The organism is Methanospirillum stamsii, assembly GCF_003173335.1.
GTDB lineage: Archaea > Halobacteriota > Methanomicrobia > Methanomicrobiales > Methanospirillaceae > Methanospirillum > Methanospirillum stamsii.
On record NZ_QGMZ01000008.1, the window covers coordinates 63,063 to 88,328 of the forward strand.

Sequence of the window (25,266 nt, forward strand, 5' to 3'; positions counted from 1 at the left end):
ATTGGATATTGAGATCCTTGCAGTGGGCGGATATAACGAATTTGGACGAAATATGACCGCCGTCCGCTGCGGAAAAGAAATAATAATATTTGATATGGGGATTCGGCTGGATTCCCTGATGATGCATCCGGAAATGGAACTGGAAAATACTCATTCTCTGGATCTTATCCAGATGGGTGTTATCCCTGATGATACCGCGATGAATCAATTGGAAGGGACGGTGAAAGCAATTATCCTTTCACATGGTCATCTGGATCACCTGGGAGCAGTACCAAAACTTGCACATCGGTATAATGCTCCGATTCTTGGTACACCATACACAATTGAACTGGTAAAACAGCAGATTGAAGGTGAAAAGAAGTTTGGTGTTAACAATAAATTAATCGCACTCAAATACGGGCAGAGATACAACATTTCGAACATTCTTTCGATGGAATTTGTCCGGACCCAGCACAGTATAATTGATACTGCAACGGTTGCTCTCTATACTCCAAAAGGTGCCATCATCTATGCCCTGGATTTCAAACTCGATAGGAATCCGGTACTGGGAGAACCGCCGGATTTTGCGAAATTTAAGAAGATCGGAAATGAAGGGGTACTCTGCCTTATTACTGAATCTACGAATGTGAACCGGAAAGGCCGGTGTCCGAGCGAGCAGATTGCAAAAAGCATGGTCCGCGATGTGATGACAAGTTATGAGGATGATAAAAATGCAATCATTGTCAGTACTTTTGCCTCACACATTGCCAGGGTAAAAACAATCGCAGAGTGTGCCAATGAAATTGGTAGAAAACCTCTCCTGCTTGGCCGTTCAATGGAACGGTATTGTGTAACTGCAGAACAGATGAAACTGGTCAGGTTCCCGGATACCACAAGTGTCTTTGGAAACCGCCGCGTGGTTGAACGAACCCTGCGTCGTCTGATTAAGACCGGAAAAGATCAGTATGTTCCTATTGTTACCGGTCACCAGGGTGAGCCAGGTTCAATTCTCACCCGGATTGCCCAAAATGACACTCCTTACAGAATTGAGCGGGGAGATAAAGTCATGATTAGTGCCCAGCTCATTCCGAACGACATGAACCGAGCCCAGCGGTACAGAATGTTTACTCTCCTCAAAGGGCAGGGAGCACGGTTATTTGATGAACTTCATGTGAGCGGACATGCGTATTGTGAGGACCATTACGAATTTATCCATCTCCTTAATCCACAGTACATTGTGTCGGCCCATGGTGGGATTGACCTGACTTCCGAGTACCTGGACCTTGCAAGAGAGATGGGTTATACCCTGAACAAGGACTTTTTCCTGATGACAAATGGCCAGAGACAAAAACTGGCATAATGGAAACTGATTACATGGAGCTTGAGGCGTATCTGAAAAAGACTGCAGATGAGGTAAACAGCCTCCTGCAGAGTTGTTATGGTGATCCGAAAACCGCACTGTCACAGGCAGCAAATCATCTGCTTTTTGCCGGTGGAAAACGTCTTAGGCCGGCTCTATTCAAACTTGCTGCAGATGCTGTAAGACCCGGCTCTTCAAAGATGATCATGCCTGCAGGTCTTTCTCTTGAAGTGACTCACAATTTTACTCTTATTCATGATGACATCATGGATAAGGATGAATACCGGCGTGGTCAGAAAACTGTCCATACATTATGGGGAGAGCCTGCGGCAATTCTTGCCGGAGATGTGCTGTATGCACGGGCCTTCTCCCTGATCTGTCAGGCAGATGCTCCTGAATCTCCGAAGGTCAGGGCAATTGCACTCCTTGCCAAAACCTGTGAGGATATCTGCGAGGGACAGCAGCAGGATATGTCCTTTGAAGAACGGGAAGATGTCAGCAGAGATGAATACCTTGAAATGGTGACCAAAAAAACCGGGGTATTATACGGGTCTGCTGCAGCTATAGGCGTTCTTTTATCTCAAGGAACTGATTCGCAGGTTGAGGCTCTCTATAATTATGGTTGTAAGATTGGTGCAGCGTTTCAGATCCAGGATGACCTGATTGACCTCATGGCTTCATCAGAAAAATCCGGAAAAGACCAGGCTTCAGATATCCGGGAAGGAAAACAGACGCTGATTGCAATAACTGCCCGGGAAAAGGGTATTGACCTGAAACCCTGGCGTCGTCCTTTAAGCAAGGATGAAATTGCATCACTCATCTCCATGCTCACAGAAAAAGGAGTCATCAGTTCAGTTCAGAATGAGGCAGAGCAGATGATCACCTCTGCTGTGGAGGGTCTGTCTGTGCTGCAGGATACCGTTGAAAAGCACCTGCTTGTCGAACTGGCCTGGTTTTTTATCAGAAGGGATTACTGATGGACGAGGTACATTCAGTATTACTGATAGCCGCTCTCTCCAATGCGGTAAAGCATAAGAGTGTTCCCTCTGCCGGAGCCGTTATGGGCGCCGTTATGGGGACTCACCCTGAAATGCGATCAAAAGCTGGTGAGATAAAAAGCCTCCTGGGTTCTGTTCTGAATGAAGTATCTTCGTTATCCCCTGAAGAACGGGAGATAAAGCTCCAGTCAATAGCTCCGGATCAATATGGTGCTCTCTTTGAAAAGAAAGAGAAGAAGAAGACCGGTCTTCCTGATCTCCCTGGCAGTGAAGGGGGAGTTGTTATGCGGTTTGCACCCAATCCTTCCGGACCGCTTCATCTTGGTCATGCACGGGCCGCATTTCTGAACGATGAATATATCCGGAGATATGGCGGTCGGTATATCCTCCGGATTGAAGATACTGATCCGAAACGGGTTGACCCTGAAGCGTATGATATGGTCCGGGAGGATATCGAATGGATGGGTCTTTCCATTACTGAAACCATCTTCCAGTCAGACCGTTTTTCAAAATATTACGACGTCGGCAGAGAACTCATTCAGAAAGGGCATGCATATGTCTGCCGGTGTGATAATGAAGTCTTTAAAGATCTGAAGATGCATAAGGCGGCATGTCCCTGCCGGAGTCAGTCTCCTGAAGAGGCAATGGAACTCTTTGAGCAGATGCTGGAGGGAGCATTTGCCGAAGGTGAAGTTGGTGTCAGGCTCAGGACCGACCTGGACCATCCGGACCCTGCCATGCGTGATTATCCGCTGTTCAGGGTTCTGACTTCTACGCCTCATCAGCGGGTTGATGCGATTGTATATCCACTCATGAACCTCTCTGTTGCGGTTGACGATCACCTGCTTGGTATGACTCATGTCATTCGTGGCAAGGATCATATTGCCAATACGAGAAGACAGGAGTATATCTTCAGATACATGGGATGGGATACTCCGGTATACCGGCATTACGGCCGGATGGGTATCGAAGGTGTTGTCCTGTCCACCTCCCAGATGCGGGCAGGCATCCGGTCCGGTGAATATTCGGGATGGGATGATGTCAGGCTTGGAACTCTCCGGGCAATGGCTCGACGGGGTATTCAACCACAGGCCGTCAGGAACGCGGTTTTGGAGATTGGAATTGGCGAGACAGATATCCAGTTCTCCTGGGAAAACCTCTATGCAAAGAACAAAGAGATCATTGACAGTACTGCTGACCGGTTCTTCTTTGTTCCTGATCCGGTAAAGGTCAGGGTAACCGGATCAGAGCCGGTTGTGGCAAAAGCCATGCGATATCCTGGAGATGAGTCCCGGGGTTATCGTGAGATTCCCTTTCATGGTTCTATCTTCCTGCCTGGTGCAGAACTCTCATCCGGAGCAGAATTTCTCCGGCTAAAAGATCTCTTCAACATCCGTCTCTATCATGAGGGAGACTGTGTCCGGGGAGAATATGCCGGAGATGACCTCCAGGAAGCACGGAGCAAAAAGGCCCCTATAATTCAATGGCTGCCTGAAACCCTTGCAAGTGCCTGTATTCTGAAATGTGCAGAAGGGGATATCAATGGTGTCTGTGAACCTGAAGCATTAGCAGAAAAGGACCGGATTGTCCAGTTTGAGCGTGTCGGTTTTGCCCGGATTGATACTCTGGGAGACCCTGCAGTGGCATATTATGCCCACCGCTAAAAAATTTTATTAGGAAATTATTTTTTTCAGGTACTCGGGCAGGGCAAACACTGCTTCATGAGTAGACCCGTTGTAAAATTGCAGGTGGGAAATTTCTCTGTGTTTAATTATTTCTTCTACCATTGCTTTGCTCATGTTCCGTGGATCAGTGGTGTCTGAAGCACAGGCCATGCCCCAGAGGCTTCCATATAACGGAATGTAGACAAAGTACGGGGCTACAATGGAGAACACACCTTCAAGGTTTTTGACAAGCCCTGAAACACGTTCAGGAGCAAATACCGGTGGTCCGATATGGAGCGTAAATAATCCTCCCGGACGTAACAAGGCTTTACACTCTGCCATGAACTTCGGTGAGTAAAGTTCTGCAGCCGGACCAAGCGGGTCTGTCAGGTCAAGAACGATAAGATCAAACAGTTCACCCTTTTGTGGTCCAATCTCCCGGACATACTTGAGTCCATCCTCAATCAGAATTTCTATCCGGGGATCATCAAGTGATCCATGGTGAACAGCCTCAAAATATTTTCTTGAGAGGGAAACAACAGCCTGGTCAAGTTCAACAAGAACTACCCGTTCAATAGTCGGGTGTTTGAATATCTCATCTGCTGATCCACCATCACCACCCCCGATAATAAGAACATCTTTTGGATGAGGGTGAGAGACAAGGGCGGGATGGATCATATTTTCATGGTAAAAGAATTCATCCCGTTCGGATGTCATGAAATATCCGTCAAGCCTGAATAACTTACCAAGTTCCGGAGTATCCCAGACCTCGTAACTCTGATAGGGCGTTTCTCCCTGTTCAAGAAGAGTTCCTTTCCGAAAGAAAAATCCACTGTTTTTATTCAATGATTCAGAGAGATAATCAGAAAAAGAAGAAGTATCCATGGATTATTCTGCTGCCACCATGACAGCGTTAATCTCTCCCCTGATTACCTCGCGGCTGGCGATTTCTCCGGGAGAGAGAGCACTTGTCACTTCATTAAAAGTCTGCCTTGCCCGTTCACTATTATCCCGGCTGTAATTGCAGACATAGACATCAAGAGTCACCCCGTTATTTTCCGGCCAGGTATGGATGGCAAGATGAGATTCTGCCAGGACCACGTTACCCGTGACTCCTGCTTTATTTCCATTTTCATCCATAAACTGGTGGAAATATGTTCCAAGCGGGGTAAGACCAGCGTTCACACATGCTTCTACACAGAGTTTCTCTAGTTTGCGTTGATCACAGAGAAGATCAGCAGTGCAGGTGCAACGATACATATCAGCAATTAGATGTAGTCCATTCATTCGCCATCCCTCCTGTAAGGTTGTAGGGTGGTCCCTTGAGAGAGACCAGTGGGTATAAGAATGCGATAGCAATAAAGATAAAGGTATTTAGTAAACAAAAAGATTTAAATCGAGATAATGGGATTCAGAAAAAGATTTTCAGGTCTTTTTTTAAAAAATCAAAGAATATTCAATAGAATCTGATTTTCAACTCTCATTTTGGACTTTGTGTGTTTGTATATAGCGATCCGTGACATCTTCTGTTGTATTTGCCTCTTTGATGTCTTTATCTTCTCGCAGCTCAATAAATCTCGGGAACCGGAGAGCATATCCTCCCTCATAATTCGGACTTTTCTGAATCTCGGAATACCCAACCTCAAACACAAGCCTTGGTTCAAAATAAACCATCTTTCCATCTTTCCGCAAGATATCATCCTGAAGCGTATCATGAAGCCATGCTAACTGTTCATCAGAAAATCCGGTTGCTACTCTGCTTATGGGGATTAATTTTTCTTCGTCCCTGACAGAAAGAAGGAAGGATCCAAATACATGGGCACGTTTTCCCTCCCCCCATTCAGCCCCGGTCACTACAAGGTCCAGGGTATCTGCTTCCGGTTTTATCTTTACCCAGTCTTTTCCCCGGACTCCCGGAGTATACCGTGAATCCTGTAATTTTAACATTACTCCTTCATGACCTGCATCAAGAGCTGCATGGTAATAGGCCTCTATCTCTGATTCATTGTCTGAAACAAGCTGAGGGGTTACGAAATTTCCTGCTACCTTACACAATTTCTCTCTTCTGATGTGAAACGGGAGATCAATGAGCATCCTGCCGTCAAGATACAGGATATCAAATAGGTTCGGGAGCATCGTGATCGCATCTGCTGCTTCTGCGACATTGTGTTTTCTTCGAAATCTTCGAAGTACTGTCTGGAATGGAAGCGGGCGGCCATCTCTTACTGCAATCACCTCTCCGTCAACGATAATATCATCCGGAAGAGCATCATTGAGAAGTGTAACCACATCCGGCATTGCTGCAGTCACTTCCTCAAGCCTGCGTGAATACATCCTGCACCTTCCGTTTTGTTTATGAAACTGGAACCGTGCTCCGTCATACTTGTACTCAACGGCTACCGGATTTCCACTCTCAAGGACTCCGGAAATGGTTCCCTGCCGTGCAAGCATCATTCGTACCGGATGGAAGGGGACCAGTCTGACTGATTGTAATGCAGTTTCACCCTGTTTTGCCAGGAGGGCTACTTCTCCCATATCATTTCGTACCTGGTTTGCATACTCAACAAGGTCTGGGTTTACTGAAAATGCCCGGGCGATGGCTTCACGGAGGTTTCCGTCACCAATACCAATCCGGAAATCTTCCAAAAGGATAGCGGTGATATAATGCCCTTCAAGGGGGGATGCATTAGAGAGAAGTCGCTGGATAACCCGCACTTTTTCTTTTTGTGATCTTCCCCCTTCTGTTACTGAGATCTCAAGAAGGGCCGCCATGATATCTGAAAGGGAGAGTTCAACGGTGAAAAAGGAGGTCTGGGATTTTTGAGAGAGCAGGTCTTCAACTGCTGCTCCGGCATCTCCAACCCGGCTGAGACGATCGATTATTTCATCCCGTTTCTTGCCTGTTACGTATGCCACAGCTTCATAGAGGAGATTTGGTCCGACCCCGAGTTTTTGTCCGCTCCATTCCGGAAATGGTTTTCCGAGAATCAGCCTGCAGAAATGAGGCAGGTCTTCTTCAGAAAGGGAGCAAATAGTCTCTGACAAAAGTGCGATGGTATCAAGTCTCCCTGATATCTTCTCCAGTCTGCTGCATAATTCTGCAAAATTTAAAAATAGCATGATCTATAAGGTGATTGTAATCTTCCAGCAATCATCAGGACATTGTTCCCTGCAGCACCCTTTTGGTTTTCTGTGTGATGGTCTGGTACTGGTATCGATAGATGATGCGGCAAAGAGGTCTACATCATCTGCAGTAAGTCCGAGTGATTCATGAGCCTTCCGGATGGCAAGACTGGGTTCATTATTTTCTTCGGAGAGATGAGCAAGTATGGCACATTGAATGGACTGGGAAATTTCAGCAAGGACTTTTCCAGCATCTTCATTTGACAGGTGCCCATGGGATGATGCAATTCTTCGTTTCAGAAATACCGGGTATGGCCCGGTTTCAAGCATATGAGGGCAATGGTTCGATTCAAGGACAATCCCGTCAGACCTTTTTATCATCTCAAGCATTCCTGATGTGACTACTCCCGTATCTGTGCAGTAACAAAGACAGACTCCGTTTTCTTTTATCAGGAATCCACAGGGATCAGTCGCATCATGTGAAACAGAGAATGGGGTAACTTCAAACGATTCGGTCCTGAATGTATCTCCCGAATGCACTGACTGGTGGGGAAAGTTCCGTTTTGACTGTATCATCCGAAGGGTTGTATCCAGGGTGCCGCTTGTCCCATATACCGGAACCTTAAGAGCATTCCCCAGTGGTCCCAGTCCTCTTACATGGTCCACATGTTCATGGGTTATGAGAATCCCCTCAATCAGATCACGGTTTCCACCCGCTTCCTGAAGTCTTCCCAGTTTGTTTTTTGTACCCAGGATTTCACGGGCTGATCGACCGGCATCAATGATAAGGGCACCGGAAGACCCCTCAATATATGTACAGTTGCCCTTGCTTCCGCTGGCAAGGACTGATATCTTCATGGTATACTGGTTTTGGATTGCATGCTCATAAGTGGTGGGGCATAAGAAACACTCAATCCCAAAAAAAGGTTCACGGAATTATCTCGCAACCATTGAATTTTTCATGAGCAAAGTCTTCAATCGTCAGACTGCCGGATTTTATGAGTTCCTGTATTTCAGGAAGGATGCCGGTTATCGCATCATAAAGTGTCCGGACAGTCAGGTACACAAGATCAGCTCCTTCTTTTGGCCAGGGTCTCATGATGGCAGAATACAGGCACCTGCCTCCACAAAAATCAAGAATATCACAGGTTTCGCATCTGCCTTTTACCGGGATGACAGAGAGGGTATCAGGTCTGGAACTGGTAATGGAACCTGCATAAAAGTCTTTCATGCCTATCATGATTGGACAGGGTGCAATATTCCCGTCTGTCAGGATGGTGTAATTTGCATATCCTGATCCACACCGAAGCCTGGTTTTTTGTCCACGCAGAAGGTCTTCAACCGGATCAATAAATGGATACCACTTCGGGACTTTTCCGGTTTCTTTAATGATATTTACCCAGTCCTGAATCAGCAGCTGTAATCCGGGAATGTATGATTCCCTGGCCCATGTACCAAAGGAGCGAAGGGAGTAATCATTCCAGAAGTTTGCATCCATCTGCCAGTGAATGGATGAAAATGAATAGTCCGGGTTATTTGCAAGATAACGAACGGCATCCCTGATATTTGTCCGTTCAGTCACGGTCATCCGTGCAATCAGTTCATTTTTAAATCCGTTTGCAAGAATATGTGAGATATTTTCCATTACACGGCGGTATGTTCCTTTTCCCCTTCCGTCATCCGTTGTTTTTTCATCACCATCAATGGAGATGAGTATGGTTTCAAACCGGTTGATGATATCCGGAGAAAACCGGTGAAGAAGGGTTCCGTTCGTCTGGATCATGAATCTTGATACCGGAGCCTCTTCCATGATTCTGCATATCAGGTCCGGACGGAGAGTTGGTTCACCCCCTATAAAAGTAAGGACTGCATCAGGGTCAGCAGATAAAAACCTGTACAAATCATTGAAATTCCAGGTAATATCAGCGGGTATTGATTCATCGATGAAGATATCATCTCGTTTTAGTTCAGGAGTATCGAATATTTTCCCCCTGCAGTATTGACAGAACAGGTTGCATGAGTCGGTAAGATACAGGTGAAAGTACATGAAAAGTCTATATACGTAGATCATCAGACTGCATGAACCTAATGAGCAGACTCAACTCATAAATGTCTTATAACCAGATGACTATATCTATGAATACTAGGAAATCATGGCATATCGTGTTCTTCTCATGGATGACGAACCGGCAATTTGTGAAATAACCGGCATTCTTCTCAAAAAACTAGGATATGATCCGACCATAACCATGACTGGGGAAGAGACACTGAATATATATAATCAGGCACTTTTAGATGGTGTTCCCTATGACGTAATTATTCTTGACCTCACGGTTCCCGGGGGTATGGGCGGTCGTGAGGTTATTCAGCAAATCAGAGAGCACGATAAGGAAGTAAAGGTACTGGTATCCAGTGGTGACTTGTCTGATCCTGCGATTATTTCATTTACCGATTATGGATTTTCAGGTGTCCTGGCCAAACCATATAATAAAGCTGCACTTGATCAGGCGATAAAAAGTGTTCTCTCCTAAAGACCCCTCTGTAATATGAATCTGACTCTTGATTCAGTTTATCTTTCATATTTTGTATATTTCCTTCTCATTGTTATCATTCTCCTGTTGATTGTACTATTCCTGATCTCACATCGTGCAGAGAAGCATGCCAAGGATCTTTTTGCGACCTGGAAAAAAGAAGAGTTCAATCGCATTCATGACTGGCTGATGAAGGAGGCTGATGCCCGGGCACAAGTGCAGGCACAGGCATTATTCAAAGAATGGAAATCAGACGAGGAGCAAAATATCCGGCAGGATGCAGTAAAGAGATCCCATTCAGTATTAAAAGGTAAAATGACCGAACACCTCATTCCCTTTTTTTCAGAGTTTCCTTATAATCCCTCGGATGCCCGGTTTATTGGATCTCCGCTAGATTTTATTGTTTTTGATGGTCTGTCCGAAGGATCACTAAAACAACTGGTTTTTGTCGAGGTAAAAACCGGCACCAGTTCCTTATCATCCAGAGAACGCTCGGTGGCAAGGGTGATAAAGGAAAAGAAAATTGAGTTTCAGGTAATCCGAAAAGAATAAGAAAAATGCGCTATTCTTCCTGTCTGAACGGTTCAGGCGGAGTATTTACATTTCTCCAGTAATTAATAAGATCCCGGATAGTTTCGGCATATTTTTCAAACTGAACTGGTTTTACTACATAACTATTTACACCGCATTTGTATGTTTCACCGATATCTGACTCCTGATCAGAAGAAGTGAATACCACAACCGGGAGTGTTTTAGTACGTTTGTCTTTTCTGATTGATTTAAGGACTTCATGGCCGCTGATAAGAGGCATCTTCAGATCAATGAATACCACTGATGGAAGTGATCCAGGATTATCTTTGTATATTCCCTTTTTATGAAGATAATCCAGTGCCTCTCTTCCATCAAGAAAAACTCTGACCTGATCACCCATATTTATCCAGTCAACAACATTGAGAAACAATTCAACATCGTTCTGGTTGTCTTCGATTAGAAGTATTTCAAGCCTTCTTTCACCTATCGGTTCCATCTTTCCCCTGCAAAGTAAAATAAAATGTTGTTCCCCTTCCTTCTCCTGATTGTACCCAGATTCTTCCATGGTGCCTGAGGATGATCCTTTTTACCAATGCAAGACCCACTCCGGTTCCCTCAATATCCTGAGTTGGATCAAGTCGTGAAAAGACCTCAAAAACCTTGTCTGCATATTGCATATCAAATCCGATACCCTGGTCTTTGATATAGTAGATTATTTCTTTTTCTTTCTCATATGAACCAATCGTTATCACTGGCGTCTGTTGTTCAGAGGTAAACTTTATACTATTGGATATGAGGTTATACCATACCTGTCTGATGAGTCCCACGTCACCTTTAGCAGGATGTAAATTCTCTATAGTTACTGAAATATCTTTCATACCGGGCTGGCTTGTCAGTTCGGTGATAACGCTTTTCACAAGTCCGCTCATATCGATGGACATGACCTGTAAGGGTTGCCTTGCTGTTCTTGAAAACCTGAGCAGATCCTGAATCAACCGGTCCATCGTCATTACCCCTTCACGGATCCGGCTAATCAGATACTTGCATTCTTCATTCGAATCACCGTCTGTCTTCATGAGAAGCAGGTGTGAAAATCCGTCAATGGCCCGGACAGGTGCCCTGAGATCATGTGATACACTGTAGGCAAATGCATCCATTTCATCAAGGGATGCCTTAAGATCGGCAGTCCGTTGTTCAACAACCTGTTCCAGGTTCTGATTGAGCTGTGTAAGAGCTATTTCAGCTTCTTTTTGTGCAGTAATATCCCGGATGATGGTTACGACAGTACTTACCGGTTCATCGCTGATGATGGGAATTTTTCTGGTTTCTATAAAAACCGGATTCTCCTTTTCAATGATATCCTCTGATACTATCATCTTCCCTTCCGAAAAGACCAATTCATAATCCTGGTGGTCCTTTTCAGTCATGTGAATGAGGATTTCAAAGAGGTTTTTTCCAACCGGATTATTGGTAATGGTATGTAGTCCGGTCTCACGTCCCTTTCTCCATTCATTACATATGATGATGGTATGATCCCGGTTTGTAACAAAAACCCCGTCTTCCATTGCATTTACTGTCATTCGGTACAGGGCGTCAGAAGCATGAAGACTCTTTTCCAGTCTCTTAAGTTCGGTCAGATCCCTTCCAACTGACTGATATTCGGTGATAATACCCTCTTTGGAGAAGATCGCCTGGTCTATCCATTGTACAAACCTAACGCTGCCGTCAGGGAGGATAATATGGTGTTCGTTCAGATGCATCGGATGTTCTGGTGTCAGTGATGCAAAATGTCTTGCAACATCTCCTTTTTCTTCCTTCGGGATGTCAGGAGTAAATAAACTTCCCAGGATTTCATCTGGGTTTTTCCCAAAAAATCTGCAGTATGCATCATTCACAAACAAATGTGTTCCATCCGGGGAGAAACGACAGATAAATTCTTTTTGTGTCTCAACAACACTTCGGTATCTTTTTTCACTCTCCTGTACCTGCCGCTCTTTCTCCTGAACTTCTGTCAGGAGATCCCTGATATGTTCTTCTGCCTTTTGACGGTTTTTTAGTTCTTCCTGTAATTGTTCTTCCTGTTTACGAAGAGTCAGGATCTTATCTTTCAGCGTTATAACAAGGCTGTTGATTGATAGTTCAATCTGCTCTAATTCCTGAATGTTACTCTTTCGTATGTGATGGTCAAGATCTCCTTTTGTAATCTGATTTATATCGCTGATCAGGTTCTTCACCGGATATGAAAAGAAGATAAAAGTTTTCCAGACAATAACGAAGGCAGCCAGGAGAGTAATAAAAAGGATTATGATATAAATAAGCGTAGTTTCTACAATCTCTTTTTTTATTCTTTCCGTTGAATATACAACCCTGGCCTCAAGGTTCATCATTGGCGAGGATGGGTGAGTTGTATCGTAGATGGGCAGATAAAGATACGAATATTTTGTGTTATTCTTATCATCATCAATATATGTATTCTCTTTTTTAGCCAGAAGTGAAATGATATTTTTCTGGATATCATGTGAGATATTTTCCGGTACACCCTGGTCATTCCATTCTGATACCATCTCACCTTTGTTATTGTAGAGTTCTACGGATTTTATATCGATATGCAATTGCGGCAGACTATTCAGGAGTTCAGCGTAGGAGATCTCGGATTCATGTGGTATGAATTTCTGGAAATTTCTACTGATCTCAAGGATATATCTGCCATCCGGAGTTCCTTGGTACGCAAATTTTCTGCTCGGTGCATCTTTTGCAAATCCCTTCACGGTCCGGTCTACGACGTACTCATTGTTTTCCCGAATCCTGGATAAGGTTTTAAAAAAAGTAGGGTATTTACTAAAGTCAAGTCCAATGTCCTGAGGAAATGTTGTCTTTTCAACAATACCGTCAGCGTTAATGATATAAAGATCCCAGGTACCCCCGAATGATGCATTGAATGTCTGCTGAAGTTGTGAGATGTTCATTTTTCTAACATCTCTATTCGATGACTCATATGATTCCAGAAATATATTCATTGCATTTTTAAGAGCTGGTTCAAAGGAATAGTCATACAGCATGATGCCTGCATCAATCCATCTGACAGATTTGTGCATTATCTGCTCGGTATGGTTTTGTTCAAGAACAAACTGTTTTTCTATCCGGTTTTTTTCATCGATGTACCAGAGTGTGGTAATAGATATTATAGAAATAATCAGGATAACCAGAAGTAGAGCGGTAAACCTGCTGATAAGAGAAGATCTGTCGATAAAAAAATGACGCGTTTTCACCCTCTCCTGCTATGAATTGTCAGGCGCCCTGATATACGATAACCCGATGACTATATAGTAATTCATGTTATATGAAGTCCCGGCTGGCCGTAATTTATTTGGACGAGTAATTCTTACTTCATCTTTAATTGGGATATAATGGAAAAACCTGCTATTTTTAAATCAATCAGGAAATTTCCCATAAATTTTGTGCATGGCATATGTTTATGTAACAAAGGTCCGAACAGGTATTATGGTTGAGGAGGGGGAATTTCTAAACCGGATTCGTGGTTTGTTGAAAATTTACCCCAGAGGGCTGACAATTTCTGAAATATCGCAGCGTCTGAAATGTAATCGGAACTCTGTGGCGAAGTATCTTGAAATTCTCCAGATATCAGGAACTGTTGAGATGCAGCAGATGGGAGCTGCCAAGGTTTTTTATATCTCTCAGCGTGTTCCCATTTCCAGTCTTCTCGGTTTTACGAAAGAAGGAATAATGGTTCTTTCCAGTGATGGCAGGATTATCCAGATTAATGAACGCTTTTGTCGCATGTTTGACCTTGATGCAGGTTCTGTTTCCGGAATGTCATATGAGACATTATCTGAAGAAATTCTGCAGGCATTTTCTTTTCGTACGTATATCAGTTCAGATTCTGAATCAGAACATACGGCAGTTCTAACTTTTTGTAAGTATGACTGGTGCAGGTATTTTAAGGTAAAATATATTAAAACGGTCTTTGATGACGGAAGATCCGGCCTCACTGTTATTGTCGAGGATGTGACACTTGAAACTGAGATGGAAGAACGCCTCCGGATGAGTGAAGCGAGATACCGTGGCATTGTTGAAGACCAGACTGAATTAATATGCCGGTATAATAAAGACGGGATTATTACATTTGCCAATGGCGCATTCTGCCGGCTTTTTCAGATGAATCCGACAGAATTAATTACCCATTCTATTTTTGAGTATCTCATGCCTGATGCTGCTTTCCAGTTGAGGGATGGAATGAACTCCTGCTCTCCGTTTTCACCCGTTTTTGAAGTTGAATTTGAGTTAATCCCACCCGCTGGTGGATTAAGGTGGTATCACTGGGTGAACCGGGCACTTAGTGATGAGAATGGAGCCTTAATTGAATTCCAGGGAGTTGGGCGTGATATCAATGACAGAAAACACACCGAACTGGAACTCCTGATAAAAAGCCATGCAATGGATTCATCCATTGTTCCAATAGGCCTCGTGAGTCTTGAGGGTTGCATGACATATGTCAACCGGGCATTTCTGGACCTCTGGGGTTATAATGATATCAACGATGTGATTGGTCTGCCTTTTGAACACTTCTCAAAGAGGAATGAGCCTTCATTTTCTGAAATAATCGGGAACAATCCGGGTATCCGGAAAAAAGAAGGGCATACTACTGATATTACCGGGATGAAACGGGATGGTTCACCCATTCATGCTACGGTTACGATATCCGGAGTGTATGATCAGACCAATGAACCTATTTGTCTGATCGCCTATTTTTATGACGTAACTCACTGGGTTAGGATGCTCCGTGAACTGGAGATAAAAGATACGGCAATTGCGTATTCCTATGAGGGGATGGCAATTATATCTCCGGAAGATGTGATAATGTATGCCAATCCTTCTTTTAAACGAATATTTTCACGGGTTCCTGATGGTTCTTTTGAGAACCGGTCAATTGAATGGGGCATGAGTTTTTATCCGCAGATAATTGGTTCATTACCGGATATCCGTGCTGCCCTCAATGAAAAGGGGAATTACACCCGGGTCTTTACCGATATTGATGAAAAGGGTGCATGTCTCGTTATGCAACTCCATCTCTCCCGTGTTTTTGACAAGAATGGGTCGGTTTTATGTACGCTCATATCTGTTCTTGACATTACAAATCAGAAAGCCATTGAAGAGTCACTTGCCCTGATGGTTGATCAGCTCGAAGGAACGGTAGAGCAGATTGGTGATCCCACTTTTATTATCTCCCGTGACCGGATGGTTGTTGCCTGGAATGAAGCAATGGAAATCCTTACCGGTATCAGGAAGCGTGATGTTATCGGTTCGTTAAGGTACTCGGAAATTATCCGGAACGTGTCACCTTCTCTTCCGGTTCTTGTTGATCTGTTTGACCTTTCTCCAAAGGATCTGATTCAACAGTACCCTCATGTATCACGAGTCGGCAACAGTTTTTATGCTGAAGCATTTATCGCCGATTTTCAGGATGGAAAAGGCACATATGTCTGGGCAAAAGCTTCTCCGATTGTCGATACTTCCGGGAAAGTCATTGGCTATATTCAGAATATAAAAGATATGACAAACTGGAAGAGGGCTGTTGAATCAGTTTCAAACAGAATATTATCTTAAACCGATTATCGAAAGGATATCGGAGAAAGAAGATATTGAGAAGTCTGCTGTAATTCCTTCTGAATACTTAAGGGGTAACCGGTTTCCATATTCTGCATGAACAGTGCACATTCCTGCCTCTTGTGCTGGTCTGATATCATTGACCAGGTTATCTCCGATTGCACATATCTGGTGGGGCTGAACCCGGAGTAGTGATGCTGCATGGAGGAACATTGCAGAATCCGGTTTTTTAAGTCCGGAATTGTCAGGTGTTACGAGACAGTCAAGAAACTCAGCTACCTGAATGTGTATGAGTCTCTCTTTTGCATGCTCGTTTGAAGCGTTGGTCACAGCTCCAACTTTTAGTCCTGCTTTATGAATCTGGAGTAGCGTTTCATAAACTCCGGGATAGGCTTTTATCGCCTCCATTTTTGCCTGGATATATGTCTGCACTGCTGTATTGAATAGTTCGGGGTTATAGATGTTCAGTTCTTCAAGGAAAGACTGGATTGCTTTTGGACTTTCCACTCCATAGGGTGAGAATAAAAACGCTCTGATAAGGTCATCTGCAGAACCCTTACCTATAAGGGTAACAACCTTCTGACATGCTGCTTCTTTTGCCGCTCCAAAATCGTATAGCGTATTATCAAGGTCAACTATAACCGCCCTGAATCGCTGTGCTTCCCCGCGACATGCATTTGTTATTGTCATGACCCTGTGTTCTCCCTTTGCATATCAGCGTTTCAGGGTAATAAGTGATACTTTCCAAGACAGGTGACAATAACAGGAAATGATATTCGAAAAAATCCTATAATAGGTATGGACTCTATTGATTCTTCCACTGGTTCAGGGAGGGATCAACGGTCAGTTTTTACTTCACTGTATGCTGCGGTATTCTCAACCATGCTTGGGATTGGAATAGTCGTTCCCCTTCTTCCGAGATATGCTGAAATGCTTGGGGCATCCGGGTTTGGAATAGGGATGATCTTCTCATCGTTTGCAATCTCACGGGCATGTGCCATGCCTTTTTTTGGCAGGTTTTCTGATGTGAAGGGAAGGAGAAAATTCATCATCACCGGACTCTTCTTATATCTTGTTTTCTCTCTGCTATATGTTCCTGCAGGTTCAGTTCTTGAATTATCCGGGATCAGGTTTTTCCAGGGGATTGCATCAGCAATGGTCTTTCCCATTGCCATGGCATATATCGGTGATATTGCTCCGAAAGGTATGGAAGGTATGTACCTTGGCTCTTTTACCAGTTCCTTGTTTTTGGGGATGGGTTTTGGTCCTCTTTTAGGTGGTGTCCTGACTGATTATGCCGGAATGGATACCGCATTTATCGTAATGGCCGGACTGACTGGTGTTGCTCTGGTAACCTGCGTCTTTTTTCTTCCTGAGCACTCCGGTTCATCAGGAAAACCAAAACCATTTCTTCACCTTGTCTTGCACCCGGGATTGAGAATTCCGTTTCTCTATCAGTTGATGAATGCATTTGCAAATGGGACATTTATGGTCTTCCTGCCCGTAATCGCAGCACATATCGGGAATCTTTCGACCGGTGAAACCGGGCTTGTGATATCGATATCTATTCTTTCCACTGCACTCCTTCAGAAAATCTGTGGGACTCTTGCAGATAGGTTTGACAAGCATTTTCTCATAGCAATGGGTTGTATTATTGTCGCTGTCGCACTTGCTTTGGTTCCAGGTTTTGAGGGTCTTTTTCCATATGTACTATTTGCCCTTCTTATGGGAGTCGGTGGAGGAATTTCAATCCCGGCAATGTATGCCCTGGTCACGATAACTGGCAGAGAAGTAGGGCAGGGTTCTGCCATGGGCACGATTAACATGGTCATGAGTATTGGAATGATACTCTCTCCGCTCATTTGCGGGATGATAATGGATGAGATTGGAATAAGTTCTGTTTTTTATTTTTCTGCAGTAATTGTTATCTTATCAATACCTGTTTACCTCTCAAGGGTTGATTTTCGAATATGCAGATGATGATTCCGGAGATATTGGAGAAGAGAACTATTTCTAAATAAAAAACAGACATCTCATTGGTACCCTTATGATGATGAATAACAGGTTTTTTTTAATGGGAATTATGGCAATCCTGCTCATTGGGACTTTTTCTTGCTCTGCAAGTTCGGATCCGACAGTTATGCCCATTCAGCTTCAGCCGGATGCTTCAGCTCCCTATGAAGATGAAGACTTTCTCCTTGTGGTAACACCGGTAATTAATGGACTTAGTGATACTCAACTCAACATCTCTGAAAGAATGGATGCAACTTCTGCATACTACTCTGCTGCAGCGATGAAGGTCAGTCCGGAATTCTATCCCATTGGTTTGAATATTACCCGTCTGCTATTTTACCTGGGTTCAAGCTCAGAAGCCTTAGAAGAACTCGATAAAAGCAGTGGTCTTGGAACACACAATAGCGAGGTAAAAGATACGTTGAAAGCCCAGGCAAAAGCTGATTTAGAGGTAGCAGAGGAGGCCTGGCGCGGACTGACCATGATATACCCGAACAGTACCCTGTTTGGATAAAACCAATATCTATTTTTTCCTGACAGGCGTTATTCCTGAGTATGAACGCAGCTGATACGAATGAACTCGCGGAAGGCGCATATGGCTTTTTTGAGCTCTTTTTTGGAGGGCAGCTGCATCAGGAAAACAAATCGCTTTCCCGGATTGTTGAAAGTGGTGAATCATTTCAGGATCTTTTCAACGATATATTTGACCGTTTTAATGCTATTTATCCAAACCTTGTAGAACAACTGATGATTCAGTTTGGTTCCCGTGATGAAATTTACCGGATGATCCGTGAAGGTGAAGGAGTTATTCCCAGTAAAACCCTTCAGGCGAGGTGGATAGAACAGGAAGCCCCTAATTCATCAGGTAAAGCTGCAGATATTGAAAAGGCAGGCAAATGGCTAATATTTATTCCCCCTGATCAGGTGGATGATATCTGGCGGCAGATACGTGACCTGACCTGGGAAGGAGAATTAGGTATTTCTGCGAAGGTTTCAACTGCCAAACCCGATCCAGATGCGAGGGATGAGAGGAAAGTCATCTACGTATATACCGCGGATTGGGAAGATGAAGCGGATGTTATGCGGGTAAGAGAAGAATTACGCAAAATCGGAATAACTGACAGAATCGGATACAAAAGAAATCTAGAAACTTTCAGGGGCGAGTACAGCGCGAGAGGAAAAAAAGTAACATTTTATTCAGCCTGATTAATCAGGCCTTTCTGTCTTTGTTCTTCGGGCGCAGGTACGCATACCCGCATTTCCTGCAGGTTGTTGCCCTGACCGGATTACGAGCATTACAGTGCATGCAAATCTTTACGTTTAATAATCTTGCTTCAGCCTCAGGAAAACGTGCCATATCATATCTCCAAATATCTGTCTTATATAGAGGGTCGTCTCCTCACATAAGGGTTATGTCTTTTCACTCAGGTTCATTTCTCACAAAGCCAGTTACGCAAGGCATGAAAGCCTATCGCCCGGTGAGAAATCCTGTTTTTTTCTGCTTCACTCATCTCTGCAAGTGTCTTTCCATCGACTTCAAAGATAGGGTCATACCCAAATCCGCTGCAGCCTCGTGGAAGGACAATTTTACCGTTAATTCTCCCTGAAAAAGTCTTCTGACAGTCTTCATCATGGTACGCAATCCCGGTTTCAAAATATGCCGAGCGGTTTGCATATCCAGCCAGAAGAGTCAGTACTCCTGAATTTCCAATAGTGTTCTGGACATATGCAGCGCATGTTCCGGGAAATCCATTAAGCGCAGAGATGAAAAGACCGGTATCATCTGTTATTACCGGCCTTTGGAGGACAGAGTATGCATATGCAGCTTTTCCGGCAGCCACATCCTGCACGTTATCTGCCCGGAGCTCGGGGATATCCAGTGATACCAGTTCAATCTCTGCTAGTCCGAGGAGAATCCCCGCTGCTTCGCGTGCTTTATGCTCATTACTGGTAACAAAAGTTATTTTCACAAATATCTCCCCCTCAACTCGATTTCATGTTCCCGGGTAAGTATTTCATCAGCTTCAGGCATTAATTCCCGGTATCCTTTCATAAATGATTTTTTCAAATTATCTGAGTCATTTGATGTACTTTCCAGGATCTGATACAGCACATGAATGTCAACACCACGGTGTTCGATCTCTGATGAAGTTAAGGCCAGTCCGAAATCAATAAGCCAGAGTTTATTCCCCTGAACCAGAAAGTTGCAGGTAGTCAGATCGCCATGAATGATCTGCGATGAATGAAGTCTTCCAATCATTCTGCCCGTTTCTATCAGGGTTTCAGGTGTGAGATTCTCTTTGAGTTTCTGACCAATTATCCGTTCCATCACGATGGCATCATGGGTAATCTCCCGGATAATGGGAGTCCTGACACCCACTCTTCTGGCTTCTGAAATAAGGCGCGCCTCGGCCCTGGTTCGTTCATTAATGAGCCTTTTATCCAGTTCAGGATGCCTGTACCGTTTCGAAACTCTGGTTTTGGTTGCAGTGATATCAGTGAAGGATACAACCGCTTCTGCACCCCGGGTAGTGGCAGATTCTTCATGATTACCGGATACTACCGGTTCATCTCTCCAGGTGACCTCGACCTGATCTGCCCGAAATGACGGGTTTACACGGGAAAGTTCGACCGGAAGAGTACTGCCGCTCTCAAACATGATTTTTCCGGTATATGCAATCATTGCCCCGTTGTCTCCCAAGTATTGTGGAATGGGAACAGAGAAAGCGGCCCCCCGGTCGTCACACATCTCCCTGAGCATTGTCTGAAGCCGTTTATTTGCTCCTACTCCTCCGACAAGGATCATTTCATTCTTCCCTGTCTGTGAGAGGGCACGTTCGGTAACTTCAGTACACATAGCAAACCCGGTCTCCTGAAAACTATAACAGATGTCTTCAAGAGGTGCAGATGCATCTTTTGCCGCACTGACCAGCCCGGAAAATGCAAGATCCATACCTTTCACAGTATAAGGAAGAGGAAAATACGATCCCTGCCTGGCTAACCGCTCAATCTCCGGACCTCCCGGATGGGGAAGTCCCTGACTCCGGGCAAATTTATCTATCGCATTGCCTATTCCGATATCAAGCGTTTCCCCGAAGATCCGGTATCTTCCCTGCAAGTACCCGAGAACCTGAGTATTTGCACCACTTGCATAGAGGACGACCGGATCATCAAATCCTGATGCAAAGCGGCCGATCTCTACATGAGCAACGCAATGGTTTACTCCGATCAGTGGTACCTTTAGCGACAGAGCAAGAGCTCTTGCTGCCGTTCCGACTATCCGAAGACAAGGACCAAGACCTGGACCCTGGGAAAAAGCAATTGCAACTGGCTTTGGGCCGTCATCGAGAACTTCCCCGATAACCCGGGTAATAACTGAAGCATGATGCTGAGCAGCTTCACGCGGATGAATACCTCCCTGAACCGGTTTATAAGGATCTGAAACCAGTTTTATCAGGTCATCATCAAAAAGAGCAGCACTGAGGTTCCAGGCGGTTCCCTCGATCCCCAGTACCGGTCCTGACTTCATCAGGATTACTTCTTAAATTCTGTGTAGCCGCATTTGCCACAGGTGACACGGTCTTTGTGTTCACCCATAAAAACACCGGGACCACACCGGGGACAATATCTTCTCTGGGGGACGGCGTTTGTACCATCAACTTTGAAATATGCTGACCGCTTTACTGCGTTCTTTTCTTTTTTGCCTTTTGCTGCCATATTTCCAAATCCCCCTTATGATGCCTCCGCAGCGTCACCGGACGGTGCATCCTGAGCATCTGCGCTGGTTTCTTCTTCTCCGCTCATTCCCCGTTTGACGATATAATCAAGTTCGATCTTTTTCATGTCTTCCGGAGAAGTATAGACCCGTGCGTCACCTGAAACCTGTGTCAGGCCAAACCGGTTAGACAGGGATCCAATAACAAGCTGATTCTTGGGCGCATTTACCATGGCTGCAAGTTTCGCATGAATCATCTTTCTGGAGGGTGTTGCTCCATTAAATACAATGCTAAACGTGAGTTCTCTCCTGTTTAACAACGTATTTTCTATGTCTGATGTAATAGTAATCTCCATAGAGATCCTTACAAGGTTATTCATGAGAGTTTAAATACATCATATATTATGTGATGATTCACCCTCTTCGAAACAGTTGAAGAGGTCATGTGCCCGCATTTTTGTCTCATCAGTAACAAGGAGCATAACTACTCCCTCTCCTGGCTGACCATACAGGATTACCGTTCCTTTTGGTGCCTGCATTGCTAGCGGAACAACTGCCAGGTCTTCCTCACCTTCTACCTGGATGAAAGTTCCTGGTTTTTTGGCGGCAATGCATATTGCCTGAATAAGTTCATCAGTCAGCCCACCCGGGGGGTTTTGCACCATCATCTGATAGTAATGCGGGATTTCCACACCTGGATAGGGATTTCTCATGGTGTGTCCATCAATAATTGCAACATCCGGTGGCCTTCCTGCTTTCAGCAGATTTGCTGTTACAACATCTCCCACACTGAATACTCCGGTTTTGGGTAAATATGGCAGGAGTTCATCGAACGAATAAAAAAGAGTACCAAATGGTTCTTTGAACAAATGGCGATGTTTATCAGGGAGTACTCGCATTACCTGACCTTAAGCGCATATCTTCCGGGAAGTGAAATATTCATCCGGTGAGCTACTTCACTGTTTTCAGGATCAATGATGACCAGATATCCGGTCCAGTCTGCAGTAAGATTAGATGTTCCACAGATGGAACAGGCCGTCCCTTCAACGACCCGGTGGCAGTCACGACACACCATATGTTGTTTCTTCTTGCCCCCAGCCATATTCAGACCACGCTTTTTTCCTTCTGTTCATTTTTCATATCTTCTTCAAGCCAGACCAGATTTCCAAGTCCTGCCTGTCGCATGGTAAGGCCTATCTTACTTTCACGTGGTTCCCGTTCATTCAGACTTAATGTAACTACCCGCGCACGAACGGCCGAGCCGACATTCAGGTGTCTTCCTGAATCCTGGCAGATGAGCTGAGAGTTTTTTTCATCATAACTGATGTATTCATCAGATATCTGGCTGACATGAAGCATTGCATCAATAGGCCCGAGACTGATAAATGCTCCAAAACTGGTAGTTTCAACAACAATCCCTTCAACAACCTCCTGAAGAGACAAACGCAGTGCCAGTCCTTCAAAATCCACATCATAATAGACTGCCCCGTCTCCTGGAACCATTTCACCTTCTCCAATTCGGAGAACTTTGGTTACGGCAATGAAAATACCAATTTCTTTATCAATACTTCCTTCCAGCTGCTCCTGCAGTACATCCAGAATAACGGTAGTCAGATCCTCTCCAAGCCTGTGGGGAGGTACCCGCACCTTGTCACTCAGTTCTAACCGGTAATACATCGTTTTATCTCCGAATCAACTCTAATTTTTGTTTTCCTGAAAGTGATACAACAGGCAGCCCCTCTTTTAATATAAGATCACGGAGTCTGCGGTCATTTGTAACTACTCCACACCGGAGGTCTTTCGCACTATTGAAGATCTGTTCATCCGGTGTTCCATCTCCTGAAGAGGGAATGACCTCACAGCCTTTTGCAAACTGAAGGCCGAGGCGGGCTGCTGAAGCATTGTTACCCTTTCCTTTCGCCAGTCCTTCGAGTTCCCGGATAACAATTTCAGGGACTGCCATCCTGACTGATCCGAGCAGAAACCGGATCTCTTCAAAGAGGTCAATTTTAAATTGCGATGTCATCAGAAACGCATTGGTGTCGATGAGGATCGTCACTCGATCAGTGTCCCCATTCCGATGAGTCTCCATCTTCCCCCGACCTGTCTGCTAATTGCAATGGGTGAGCCGATACTTGCACAGACCGGACGTTTCAGGATAACTTCTGCAGCATCCTTTCTGGTATTACTAACAACACCGACGGTTACTGCAGTCCCGACTGACAACATCAGCGGTTCGCGTTGCTTGAGTGGTTCAATGGTAACTTCGCTGTTTGATCCAACGACCCGTTCCATGAGTTTTACTGAAAACCACATCTTCTCCCAGACCGGAGGCAGTTTGCCAACATGACCCAGTACCTGTCCGGCAAGCATGTCACTCTTTGTGATAGCAGGATCCAGTTTTGTTCCAATGGCAAGAAGACCGCCCGGAGTTGCAACATGGACTTTTTTCTGCCCTTTGTGGATCTCGGTTACCTTGGTGATGATGGGTTCCCACTTTGTCTTATTCTCAATCAGATTCTGGATTCCGGGTCTTATCTCAACCTCTGCTCCATCTTCCACAAGGCCCCTGATGAGTGATCCTCCGACGACTCCTCCTTTGACATCCTTCCAGCTGCAACCAGGCCGGTTCACATCAAATGACCGTGCAATAAGCATTACCGGGTCAGCTTCCGGATGACGTGAGGGCTCAGGAATAATCTCGTCAAGAGCCTGGATTAAAGCCCAGATATTGATATTCTTTTGTGCTGAAACCGGAATTATCGGTGCATTCTCAGCGATTGTCCCCTTGACAAATGCCTTTATCTCTTCATAATTCCGGATGGCTTCCTTATGAGAGACGACATCAATTTTATTCTGGACAATGACGATCTTTTTGATCCCGACCAGTTCCAGTGCCATGAGGTGTTCTTTCGTCTGGGGCTGCGGGCACCTGTCAGCTGCGGATATGACCAGCATTGCACCGTCCATAAGGGCTGATCCGGAGAGCATCGTTGCCATCAGTGTTTCGTGGCCCGGAGCATCAACAAATGAAACGGCCCTGAATGGTTCTGTCTCACTTTCACACCGGGTACATTCCGGGGTTGTGGTAAGACCTTCAGGCCCGCGACATTTCCTGCACCGGTAGAAAACTGCGTCAGCATATCCAAGTCTGATGGATATTCCCCTTTTCATCTCCTCACTATGTCTGTCTGTCCAGACGCCGGTGAGGGTATTTACCAGTGTGGTCTTGCCGTGATCGACATGACCGACTACACCGATATTTGTATTTGGAATTATATCTTCTGACACCAGCTATTCAACCTCCTTACGTATTTCCATCGGATAATACTTATAGCCATAACCGCGTGCACACCCGGTTCCATGGGAACAATCTGGTGTGATGTTTCAATCGAGGTGGCTTTTTTATCCAATCTGACTATCCTGCACCTGAACAGGTACTGTCAAGTGCCGGGTTTTCTTCAAGTGATTCTTCTTCAAGCCGGCGCCTTTCCCTCTCAAGACCTGCAAGTTGTTCATCACGACCGATTTCTTTTTTCGTCTTTATTGACAGTTCAGCAGGGATGAGTTGATCCAGTCGGTACAAGAGTTTGGTGGAATCAAGTTCCGCAAACTGCCTGCCGTCTTTGGTGACTAGTCTGGTTACCAGTCCTGAAGAACCTGTCCGGGGATATCGGACCGCTGTTCCTGGTTCAATATTCTCATGACTCATAAGCTATCTTTTTTA

28 protein-coding genes are annotated in these 25,266 nt (G+C 44.8%); 9 read left to right on the forward strand and 19 right to left on the reverse strand.

Going from position 1 to position 25,266, the window contains the following annotated elements; genetic code table 11:
• Position 1: 1 nt before the first annotated feature.
• The 3 genes from DLD82_RS03410 to DLD82_RS03420 are packed head-to-tail and all read left to right on the forward strand — an operon-like array spanning position 2 to position 4,001.
• Positions 2-1,339, forward strand: a complete 1,338-nt coding sequence (locus DLD82_RS03410) for an RNase J family beta-CASP ribonuclease (protein ID WP_109939708.1) — start codon at positions 2-4, stop codon at positions 1,337-1,339.
• Positions 1,340-1,353: 14 nt separating this feature from the next.
• A complete protein-coding gene (locus DLD82_RS03415; RefSeq protein WP_109939826.1) occupies positions 1,354-2,316 on the forward strand; it encodes a polyprenyl synthetase family protein in 963 nt (320 codons plus the stop codon).
• Complete coding sequence (locus DLD82_RS03420; RefSeq protein ID WP_109939709.1) at positions 2,316-4,001, forward strand: glutamate--tRNA ligase; 1,686 nt, start codon at positions 2,316-2,318, stop codon at positions 3,999-4,001. The genes DLD82_RS03415 and DLD82_RS03420 overlap by 1 nt, the downstream gene beginning before the upstream one ends.
• 9 nt (positions 4,002-4,010) lie before the next feature.
• Here DLD82_RS03420 and speE read toward each other — a convergent pair whose 3' ends face one another.
• The 5 genes from speE to DLD82_RS03445 all read right to left on the reverse strand — a co-directional run bounded on the left by speE (position 4,011) and on the right by DLD82_RS03445 (position 9,195).
• On the reverse strand, positions 4,011-4,886 hold the full coding sequence (gene speE / locus DLD82_RS03425) for a polyamine aminopropyltransferase (RefSeq protein ID WP_109939710.1): 876 nt from the start codon (positions 4,884-4,886) through the stop codon (positions 4,011-4,013).
• A 3-nt stretch (positions 4,887-4,889) separates the two neighbouring features.
• Positions 4,890-5,288 carry an adenosylmethionine decarboxylase gene (gene speD, locus DLD82_RS03430; RefSeq protein ID WP_109939711.1) on the reverse strand — a complete coding sequence of 133 codons (399 nt, stop codon included), beginning with the start codon at positions 5,286-5,288 and terminating at the stop codon, positions 4,890-4,892.
• Between the two features lie 186 nt (positions 5,289-5,474).
• Positions 5,475-7,121 (reverse strand): ATP-dependent DNA ligase, encoded by a 1,647-nt coding sequence (locus DLD82_RS03435; protein WP_109939712.1) that lies wholly within the window; start codon positions 7,119-7,121, stop codon positions 5,475-5,477.
• Positions 7,122-7,124: 3 nt separating this feature from the next.
• Entirely contained in the window at positions 7,125-7,982 is an 858-nt protein-coding gene (locus DLD82_RS03440; RefSeq protein ID WP_109939713.1) for an MBL fold metallo-hydrolase, read from the reverse strand.
• 70 nt (positions 7,983-8,052) lie between these two features.
• A complete protein-coding gene (locus tag DLD82_RS03445) occupies positions 8,053-9,195 on the reverse strand; it encodes a TIGR04084 family radical SAM/SPASM domain-containing protein (RefSeq protein ID WP_245920353.1) in 1,143 nt (380 codons plus the stop codon).
• 82 nt (positions 9,196-9,277) lie between these two features.
• Between DLD82_RS03445 and DLD82_RS03450 the strand changes: the two genes are divergently transcribed.
• Together DLD82_RS03450 and DLD82_RS03455 are read left to right on the forward strand one after the other, a co-directional pair.
• Positions 9,278-9,655, forward strand: a complete 378-nt coding sequence (locus DLD82_RS03450) for a response regulator (protein WP_109939715.1) — start codon at positions 9,278-9,280, stop codon at positions 9,653-9,655.
• 15 nt (positions 9,656-9,670) lie between these two features.
• Positions 9,671-10,207: a Holliday junction resolvase-like protein gene (locus DLD82_RS03455; protein WP_109939716.1), complete on the forward strand. Its 537-nt coding sequence runs from the start codon at positions 9,671-9,673 to the stop codon at positions 10,205-10,207.
• A 10-nt stretch (positions 10,208-10,217) separates the two neighbouring features.
• Here the strand turns inward: DLD82_RS03455 and DLD82_RS03460 are convergent, their stop codons facing one another.
• Together DLD82_RS03460 and DLD82_RS03465 are read right to left on the reverse strand one after the other, a co-directional pair.
• A complete protein-coding gene (locus tag DLD82_RS03460) occupies positions 10,218-10,682 on the reverse strand; it encodes a response regulator (protein WP_109939717.1) in 465 nt (154 codons plus the stop codon).
• A complete protein-coding gene (locus DLD82_RS03465) occupies positions 10,666-13,455 on the reverse strand; it encodes a PAS domain S-box protein (protein WP_109939718.1) in 2,790 nt (929 codons plus the stop codon). The genes DLD82_RS03460 and DLD82_RS03465 overlap by 17 nt, the downstream gene beginning before the upstream one ends.
• 232 nt (positions 13,456-13,687) lie before the next feature.
• Between DLD82_RS03465 and DLD82_RS03470 the strand changes: the two genes are divergently transcribed.
• The gene (locus DLD82_RS03470) at positions 13,688-15,811 is read left to right on the forward strand and encodes a PAS domain-containing protein (protein WP_181391227.1); all 2,124 of its coding nucleotides are present in this window, start codon (positions 13,688-13,690) and stop codon (positions 15,809-15,811) included.
• Here DLD82_RS03470 and DLD82_RS03475 read toward each other — a convergent pair.
• Positions 15,803-16,501 carry an HAD family hydrolase gene (locus DLD82_RS03475; protein ID WP_109939720.1) on the reverse strand — a complete coding sequence of 233 codons (699 nt, stop codon included), beginning with the start codon at positions 16,499-16,501 and terminating at the stop codon, positions 15,803-15,805. The two genes, DLD82_RS03470 and DLD82_RS03475, sit on opposite strands and share 9 nt — an antisense overlap.
• Positions 16,502-16,609: 108 nt before the next feature.
• Here DLD82_RS03475 and DLD82_RS03480 point away from each other — a divergent pair, with 108 nt between their 5' ends.
• The 3 genes from DLD82_RS03480 (at position 16,610) to DLD82_RS03490 (ending at position 19,030) form a co-directional block, all read left to right on the forward strand.
• Complete coding sequence (locus DLD82_RS03480) at positions 16,610-17,791, forward strand: MFS transporter (protein ID WP_109939721.1); 1,182 nt, start codon at positions 16,610-16,612, stop codon at positions 17,789-17,791.
• Between the two features lie 94 nt (positions 17,792-17,885).
• Positions 17,886-18,338: a hypothetical protein gene (locus tag DLD82_RS03485; RefSeq protein WP_109939722.1), complete on the forward strand. Its 453-nt coding sequence runs from the start codon at positions 17,886-17,888 to the stop codon at positions 18,336-18,338.
• Between the two features lie 41 nt (positions 18,339-18,379).
• Positions 18,380-19,030, forward strand: a complete 651-nt coding sequence (locus tag DLD82_RS03490; protein ID WP_109939723.1) for a putative phosphothreonine lyase domain-containing protein — start codon at positions 18,380-18,382, stop codon at positions 19,028-19,030.
• 4 nt (positions 19,031-19,034) lie between these two features.
• Here DLD82_RS03490 and DLD82_RS03495 read toward each other — a convergent pair whose 3' ends face one another.
• From DLD82_RS03495 to DLD82_RS03545, 11 genes are all read right to left on the reverse strand, one after another.
• Complete coding sequence (locus DLD82_RS03495; protein WP_109939724.1) at positions 19,035-19,181, reverse strand: 50S ribosomal protein L40e; 147 nt, start codon at positions 19,179-19,181, stop codon at positions 19,035-19,037.
• A 73-nt stretch (positions 19,182-19,254) separates the two neighbouring features.
• A complete protein-coding gene (rdgB, locus tag DLD82_RS03500; protein ID WP_109939725.1) occupies positions 19,255-19,794 on the reverse strand; it encodes an RdgB/HAM1 family non-canonical purine NTP pyrophosphatase in 540 nt (179 codons plus the stop codon).
• Positions 19,791-21,353, reverse strand: a complete 1,563-nt coding sequence (locus tag DLD82_RS03505; protein WP_109939726.1) for a bifunctional N(6)-L-threonylcarbamoyladenine synthase/serine/threonine protein kinase — start codon at positions 21,351-21,353, stop codon at positions 19,791-19,793. The genes rdgB and DLD82_RS03505 overlap by 4 nt, the downstream gene beginning before the upstream one ends.
• A gap of 5 nt (positions 21,354-21,358) precedes the next feature.
• Positions 21,359-21,541, reverse strand: a complete 183-nt coding sequence (locus tag DLD82_RS03510) for a 30S ribosomal protein S27ae (protein WP_109939727.1) — start codon at positions 21,539-21,541, stop codon at positions 21,359-21,361.
• Positions 21,542-21,556: 15 nt separating this feature from the next.
• Positions 21,557-21,919 (reverse strand): 30S ribosomal protein S24e, encoded by a 363-nt coding sequence (locus DLD82_RS03515; protein WP_245920354.1) that lies wholly within the window; start codon positions 21,917-21,919, stop codon positions 21,557-21,559.
• Between the two features lie 15 nt (positions 21,920-21,934).
• Positions 21,935-22,438, reverse strand: a complete 504-nt coding sequence (locus DLD82_RS03520) for a GTP-dependent dephospho-CoA kinase family protein (protein WP_109939729.1) — start codon at positions 22,436-22,438, stop codon at positions 21,935-21,937.
• Positions 22,438-22,641: a transcription elongation factor subunit Spt4 gene (gene spt4 / locus DLD82_RS03525; protein ID WP_109939730.1), complete on the reverse strand. Its 204-nt coding sequence runs from the start codon at positions 22,639-22,641 to the stop codon at positions 22,438-22,440. Before spt4 ends, DLD82_RS03520 begins: the two co-directional genes overlap by 1 nt.
• 2 nt (positions 22,642-22,643) lie before the next feature.
• Positions 22,644-23,216, reverse strand: a complete 573-nt coding sequence (locus DLD82_RS03530) for a DNA-directed RNA polymerase (RefSeq protein WP_109939731.1) — start codon at positions 23,214-23,216, stop codon at positions 22,644-22,646.
• Between the two features lie 4 nt (positions 23,217-23,220).
• Positions 23,221-23,631, reverse strand: a complete 411-nt coding sequence (locus DLD82_RS03535; protein ID WP_146199678.1) for a type II toxin-antitoxin system VapC family toxin — start codon at positions 23,629-23,631, stop codon at positions 23,221-23,223.
• On the reverse strand, positions 23,595-24,830 hold the full coding sequence (gene eif2g / locus DLD82_RS03540) for a translation initiation factor IF-2 subunit gamma (RefSeq protein ID WP_109939733.1): 1,236 nt from the start codon (positions 24,828-24,830) through the stop codon (positions 23,595-23,597). Before eif2g ends, DLD82_RS03535 begins: the two co-directional genes overlap by 37 nt.
• Before the next feature lie 127 nt (positions 24,831-24,957).
• The gene (locus DLD82_RS03545; protein WP_109939734.1) at positions 24,958-25,251 is read right to left on the reverse strand and encodes a DUF2098 domain-containing protein; all 294 of its coding nucleotides are present in this window, start codon (positions 25,249-25,251) and stop codon (positions 24,958-24,960) included.
• Between the last annotated feature and the right edge of the window lie 15 nt (positions 25,252-25,266).